Source organism: Halomonas sp. C22, assembly GCF_007655045.1.
Lineage (GTDB): Bacteria > Pseudomonadota > Gammaproteobacteria > Pseudomonadales > Halomonadaceae > Vreelandella > Vreelandella hamiltonii.
The window spans coordinates 56,828-63,491 of sequence record NZ_VBVC01000013.1; the positions used below are offsets into that span (position 1 = coordinate 56,828).

Annotated in this window: 5 protein-coding genes and 1 pseudogene; 5 read left to right on the top strand and 1 reads right to left on the bottom strand. The window is 62.8% G+C overall.

Going from position 1 to position 6,664, the window contains the following annotated elements:
- Positions 1-33: 33 nt before the first annotated feature.
- Entirely contained in the window at positions 34-1,566 is a 1,533-nt protein-coding gene (locus FEU76_RS17410) for a 3-hydroxyacyl-CoA dehydrogenase (RefSeq protein WP_144984670.1), read from the bottom strand.
- Between the two features lie 242 nt (positions 1,567-1,808).
- Between FEU76_RS17410 and FEU76_RS17415 the strand changes: the two genes are divergently transcribed.
- The 5 genes and pseudogenes from FEU76_RS17415 to FEU76_RS17435 form a co-directional block, all read left to right on the top strand.
- A complete protein-coding gene (locus tag FEU76_RS17415; protein WP_144984673.1) occupies positions 1,809-2,960 on the top strand; it encodes an acyl-CoA dehydrogenase family protein in 1,152 nt (383 codons plus the stop codon).
- Positions 2,960-4,561 carry a class I adenylate-forming enzyme family protein gene (locus FEU76_RS17420; RefSeq protein WP_144984676.1) on the top strand — a complete coding sequence of 534 codons (1,602 nt, stop codon included), beginning with the start codon at positions 2,960-2,962 and terminating at the stop codon, positions 4,559-4,561. Before FEU76_RS17415 ends, FEU76_RS17420 begins: the two co-directional genes overlap by 1 nt.
- A complete protein-coding gene (locus FEU76_RS17425) occupies positions 4,558-5,028 on the top strand; it encodes a PaaI family thioesterase (RefSeq protein ID WP_144984679.1) in 471 nt (156 codons plus the stop codon). Before FEU76_RS17420 ends, FEU76_RS17425 begins: the two co-directional genes overlap by 4 nt.
- Positions 5,025-6,410 (top strand): hypothetical protein, encoded by a 1,386-nt coding sequence (locus FEU76_RS17430; protein ID WP_144984682.1) that lies wholly within the window; start codon positions 5,025-5,027, stop codon positions 6,408-6,410. Before FEU76_RS17425 ends, FEU76_RS17430 begins: the two co-directional genes overlap by 4 nt.
- A gap of 149 nt (positions 6,411-6,559) precedes the next feature.
- Positions 6,560-6,664, top strand: a pseudogene (locus FEU76_RS17435) (electron transfer flavoprotein subunit beta/FixA family protein); the annotation flags it as partial.

Here is a 6,664-nt window from a genome sequence, read left to right on the forward strand (position 1 = left end):
GTTTGGGTTAGCCGTATTGGTAACTGTGGGGTGTCAGCCCGTTGGCCCGTTCGTCAGGGACATGCCCAGCGCAGCGCGGCGGCGCAGCCACGGGCTGGGGCGGTAGCGGGGGTCGCCGGTGGCGTCCAGCAGGTTGTGCAAAATGGTCAGGATGCGCGAGGCGCCGTAATGGTCGCCCATGCGTAGCGGGCCGAACGGATAGCCCAGGCCGAGTTCTACCGCCCGGTCGATGGTGGCAGGCGCTGCGACCCCTTGCTGAGCGATATCCGCCCCGACATTGACGATGCAGGCCACCACCCGCTGCAGCACGAAGCCATTGCTGTCCTGAAGTGTGCTGACCGGCGTGCCATCGGCATTGAGCAGGCTGGCCGCAGCCTCGATGAGGCTTTCGCGGGTCAAGGGCGACGCCATCAGGCTGCGGCGCTTTTCAAGCCCTGCCAGCATGTCCACCGCCACGCACTGCTCGGCGTTCAGGCCCTGGCGCAGGGCGCACTGGGTGGTGTCTTCGCCCAGCGGCGTCAACAGGCACAGCGCCTCGGGGGAAGGCTGCTGCCCGCTCTCCAGCGGCCAGCCTGCAGCTTCGACCAGCTCGGCAAGCTGAGCGGCGCTGTCCGGGTCCTCCTGGCTGATCCACACCGGGCAAGCAGGCGTCGCTTGGCGGGGGCGCTCTTCTGGCATCTGCTGCTGGCCCTCCACGTAGCGGTAGAAGCCTTCGCCGGTCTTGCGCCCCAGCAGCCCCGCCGAAAGCCGCTGGCGGGTCAGGGGTGAGGGCCGAAAGCGCGGCTCTTCATAATATTGGTGGTACACCGATTCCATCACCGCATGGGAAACGTCGAGACCGGTCAGGTCCAGCAGCGTGAATGGCCCCATGCGAAAGCCGCCCTGGTCGACCATGATGCGATCAATGGTGGCGGGGTCGGCCACGCTCTCGCTCAGAATACGCAGCGCTTCGGTGCCAAAGGCGCGCCCGGCGTGGTTGACCAGAAAACCGGGGGTGTCGGTGGCCTGGGCGGTGAAGTGGCCCATGGCAGACCCCAGGGCATCGACCCGCTGGGTAACGCTGTGATCCGTTCTCAGCCCCGGAATCACCTCGACGATTTTCATCAGCGGTACCGGGTTGAAGAAGTGAAAGCCAATCACCCGTTCCGGGTGCTGGCAGGCGGCCGCAATCGCGGTCACTGACAGCGAAGAGGTGTTGGTGGCCAGCACGGCATCCTGGCGAACGATGCTCTCCAAATCGCCAAACAACCCCTGTTTGGCGTCCAGCTTCTCGACAATGGCTTCGACGACGATGTCGCAAGGGGCCAGGGCGGCGAGGTCGCGGGCCTCGACCAGTCGCTCGCCATACTGCTCGGCTTGAGCCTGGGTCATTCGCTGCTTGTCGGCGCTGCGCTGCCATAACCCTTGAATAAAGGCTTTCGCTTCCGCCACCGCGCCTTCCTTGACATCAAATAGCATGACCTTCAGACCCGCCTGCGCGGCGAGCTGGGCTATGCCTCTCCCCATGGCCCCCGTGCCGACAATGCCGAGGGTGGTGAACGAATGGGCGATTGGGTCATTGGACATGGATCAACATCCTCGCTGTGAGCGTTTTTGTTCTGCATTGCAAAATAGTGTTTCGTTTATTGACTGCCATCCTAGGCTATGCAAAAGTGCCTGACAAGAGAGTGAGCGCTGGTTTCGCCATGCAAAACAATTAGGCGAGGCAGTGTGCAGGGCAGAGGTGTCAACCACCTATAAAGCGCATTGGCAGGCATCACTGCCCCGAAAACGCCAACCATAAAAATATCGTTGCCCCAGGAGCCGTCATGATCCGTGATCCCGAACTGCTGAATCAGTTGGTTGATACCATTGCCCGTTTCGTCCGGGAGCGTTTGATTCCCAATGAGGCCCGGCTGGCCGAAGAGGATGCAGTGCCGGCCGAGATTCTGGCCGATATGAAGGAGATGGGGCTGTTCGGACTGTCGATCCCCGAAGAGTACGGCGGCCTCGGGCTCACCATGGAAGAGGAAGCTTTGGTAGCCATGGAGATCGGCAAGACCTCCCCGGCGTTTCGTTCGGTGTTTGGTACCAATAACGGCATCGGCGCCCAGGGGATCTTGATCGATGGCACCGACGCCCAGAAAGCCAAATACGTGCCGCGGCTGGCCACCGGCGAGATTCTCAGCTCGTTCTGCCTCACCGAGCCCGACTCTGGGTCGGATGCTGCCAGCCTGCGCACCACCGCCGTCCGCGATGGCGACCACTACCTCTTGAACGGCACCAAGCGCTATATCACCAACGGCCCGGAAGCCGACCTGTTCACCGTGATGGCGCGTACCGACCCGGACAACAAGGGCGCAGGCGGTATCTCGGCGTTTATCGTTGAGGGCGATACGCCAGGCCTGATTCGTGGCCCGGCAGATAACAAAATGGGCCAGAAGGGCGCGCATACCTGCGATATCATTTTCGACAACTGCCGGGTGCCCGCTGAGAACATCATTGGCGGTCAAGAGGGCCAGGGCTTCAAGACTGCCATGAAGGTGCTTGACCGTGGGCGGCTGCATATCTCTGCGGTGTGCGTGGGCGTGGCCGAACGGCTGGTGGAAGAGTCGCTGCGCTACACCATGGAGCGCAAGCAGTTTGGCGCGCCGCTGGCAGAGCACCAGCTGGTGCAGGCAATGCTGGCGGATAGCAAGACCGAGGCCTATGCGGGCAAAACCATGGTGATGGACGCCGCCAGACGCAAGGACAATGGCGAAAACGTCTCCACCCTGGCCTCCTGCTGCAAACTGTTCTGTGCCGAAATGGTCGGCCGCGTGGCCGACCGGGCCGTACAGGTTCATGGCGGAGCAGGTTACATGTCGGAATACGCCGTAGAGCGCTTTTATCGCGATGTGCGTCTGTTCCGCATTTACGAAGGTACGACGCAGATCCAGCAGCTAGTGATCGCGCGCAACATGGTGCGGGAGGCATCCTGATGGCTCTGTCGGTCCCTTACCAAGCGCCAGACGAGACGATCTTTGGCCGCCTAGCGAGCGAGCTGCTGGCGGAGCTACCCGAGCGCTTGAGCACCCGCGTGCTGGAAAACGCTCAGCGCTTGGCGGATCACCCCGCGCTGGTGGATGGCAGCGTCCGCTGGAGCTACGCCGAGCTGGGCCAGGAGATTCGGGCCGCCTGCGAGTGGCTGGGCACCTTGGGCGTGCGCCCCGGCGACCGGATCATGACGGTCAGTGAAAACTGTCGGGCACTGGTGGTGTTGCTGTTGGCCGCCAGTGAACTGGACGTCTGGGTAGCCATCGTCAACTCGCGTTTGTCGGCGCAAGAGGTGGACGCGATTCGTGGGAATTGCCAGCCTCGGCGCATCTTCTATACCTGCGAAGCCTCTGCCGAAGCGGTTCAACACGCCCAGCGCCACGCAGCCGACCGTTACCAGCACCCTCAACTGGGTAGCCTGGCCATTTCGCCACTGTGCGATAGTGAGCCCGAGCCCGTAGAAACCAGCGGTGCCGAACAGGTGGCGGCGATGATCTACACCTCGGGCACCACTGGAACGCCAAAAGGCGTGATGCTCACCCATCGTGGCATTCTGTATATCGCCTCGATTTCCGGCGGCATGCGCCATCTCAACGAAGGGCAGCGGGTGTATGGCGTGCTGCCCATGTCCCATGTGTTTGGCCTTTCGTCGGTGTGCATGGGCTCGCTGTACAACGGGGCTTGCCTGTATACCGTACCGCGCTTCGAGGCGCCGCACCTGCTGGCCACTTTGAAGGATGAGCGCATTACCGTACTGCAGGGGGTGCCCGCCATGTACGCTCGGGCCCTGGAGTACCTGAAGCGCGAGCAGCGGGCGTTGGAAGCACCGGCGCTCATTTATATCTCGGCAGGCGGTTCACCCCTGGACAGCGATACCAAGACCCGGGTCGAGGCCGCGTTTGGTCTGACCCTGCACAATGGCTATGGCCTCACCGAAGCCAGCCCGACCATCAGCCAGACGCGTATCGACGATCGCCACAAGAACAGCACCGTGGGCCAGGTGCTGCCGCTGCTGGAGTATCGGCTGGAGCCCTTGGGCAGTCACGGCACCACCGAGAACGCAGGAGAAGAAGTGGGCGAGCTCTGGGTGCGTGGCCCCAACGTCATGAAAGGCTATTTCCGCCAGCCGGAGGCGACCCGCGCCACCCTGACGGAAGATGGCTGGCTCAATACCGGTGACATCGCCAGGCTGGATCACGACGATCGGCTCTATATCGTCGGCCGCAGCAAAGAGCTGATCATCCGTTCGGGCTTCAATATCTACCCGCCGGACGTGGAGGCGGTGATCAACGAGCACCCGGCAGTCACCTTGACCGCCGTGGTGGGGCGGCAGGTGGCGGGCAATGAGGAAGTGGTGGCGTTCGTGCAGTGCGAGCCGGGTATCGAGGTCGATATGGCCGAACTCAAAGCTTTCATTGCCGAACGGCTGGCGCCCTACAAGCGGCCGACTCAAATTGTCTTGATGGAGTCACTGCCTTCCACCGCCAGCGGGAAAATTTTGAAAGGGCGGCTGCGGGATCTGGCCCAGCAGGAGAGCGCCTCATGAGCGAAACAGACAGCCCAAGCGCCTCGACCACGCCCCAGGCGCTGATGGGCTATCACGAATTGCTGGGGATGCACGTAGTAGAGTGGCAAGAGGGGCGCGCGGTGGTGGAACTCACCATCGAGCCCAAGCACCTGAACCGCAGCGGCAACGTCCACGGCGGCGTGCTGGCCTCGATGCTGGATAGTGCGCTGAGCCTGGCGGGCCTGCACTGCGATGTGCCGGGCAACATTCGTCGTGGCATGACGCTGTCGCTGACCACCACCTTCGTGGGGCCCGCCCGGCAGGGTGTATTGCGCGCCACGGGCACCCTGCGCGGGGGCGGCCAAAAGACCTACATGACCAGCGGTGACATCGTCGATGAGCAGGGCCGCCTCGTGGCCATGGGCGAGGGGTCGTTTCGCCGCCGCAGCGGCAGCGAGTCGGCTCACGGCATGCCGGACCCACAGGCGGAGGAGTCAAACGAGTGAGCCCAGCCCGTGTGCGGGTCTCCTGTCTGCTGCTGGTAACGCTGGCCACCCTGATCCATCTGGTAGGGGGCAGCGTGCTGTGGCAGGCCGTGGGCATTGTCGCGCTGCTGCTTTACCTGGCGACCCTGCGGGGACAGTTGACGCGCATGGCCAAGGGGCTGCTGTGTGCAGCGGGCCTTCTGACTTTGCTGGCGCTGTGGCGCTCGCCAACCCCCGGCCAACTGCTGTTCGAGGCAAGTGGGCGCTTTGCGTTCTTTGCCACTTTCGTGGTGGCGCTCAGTATGCTCAGGTTGCCCGCCTATCGCTCCCGTCTGGTGCGCCGCTGTGGCCAGAGCATGCTGCTGCAGCCCCCGGGCCGCCGCTACCCGATTCTCTCGCTGGGGTCGGCGCTGTTTGGGATCATTCTGAACATTGGCGTGCTCAACCTGTTTGCCGCCATGATCGAAAAGAGCAATACCCTGAGCGCCGCCCAGGGCCGTACCTGGGTGCAGCAGGCGCGCCAGCGTCGTATGATGCTGGCGCTATTGCGCGGCTTTTCGCTGGCCCCGCTGATTTCGCCCATGGGCATCGGGGTGGCCGTGGTGCTTTCCAGTCTTCCCCAAGTCACCTGGCTACAGCTTGCCCCTTACATTCTGGGGGCGGCTGGGCTGATTTTCATGACGGGCTGGGCGGTGGATTACCTGACGGGTCCGCATCCGCCTGCCAACAAATCCTCCGTTTCCCCCTCGCTGCGCCCTCTGGCCCAGTTCAGTGTGCTGCTGATCGGCATCGTGGCACTGGTGTTTTCGCTGGCCTGGCTGCTCGACGTGCGTCTGCCGATTGCCGCACTGCTGGGAGCCCCCAGCGGGGCGCTGCTATGGCTTGCCTGGCAGCGGCGCCGGCTGGGTTACGCCGGGCTGCCTGCAGCGCTAACGGCGGTTCATCGCCAGCTCCCCTGGCTGCTGTCGCCCAGCGCCAACGAGATCGTGGTGCTGGGGGCGGCGGGCTACCTGGGGCATCTGTGTGTGGGCCTGGTGGATACCCAACAGCTTGGGCCGCTGCTGGCGGTGCTCGGCCCGCTGGGCACCTTCAACGCAGTCTTGGCGATGCTGATGGTCGTGGGGCTGGCGCAAATAGGCGTCAACCCTATCGTCACCGTGACGCTGCTGGTGGGCCTGCTGCCCACTCTGGACATCCCTGGGCTGACACCAGCGCTGATCGGGGCGTCGTTGATGGTGGGTTGGGCACTGGCGCTGATGTCGTCGCCCATGACGGCGTCGATGCTGATTCTGTCGCGCTTTACCGGCGTGCCTGCGACCCGTATTGGCTACCGCTGGAATGGGCGTTTTTTGGTGGCGTCGATTCCGCTGCTGGCGCTCTGGTTTGGCTGGTCGCCGTTTTAGCAGGCGCTCGTTGTCTGAAACGCTTGACCTTTGGCAGGCGTTTTTTTATTGTTCTTTTTATAAAGTGAAATATTATTTTACTATGCGGAATTAAGGCCTGAAAGCTGAAGAGCTAAAAAGCTGATGATTCAATCGTGGGAGCATGCCTTATGAAAATCCTCGTCGCGGTAAAACGCGTCATCGACTACAACGTCAAGATCCGCGTCAAGGCGGATCACTCCGATGTGGATCTGACCAACGTCAAGATGGCCATG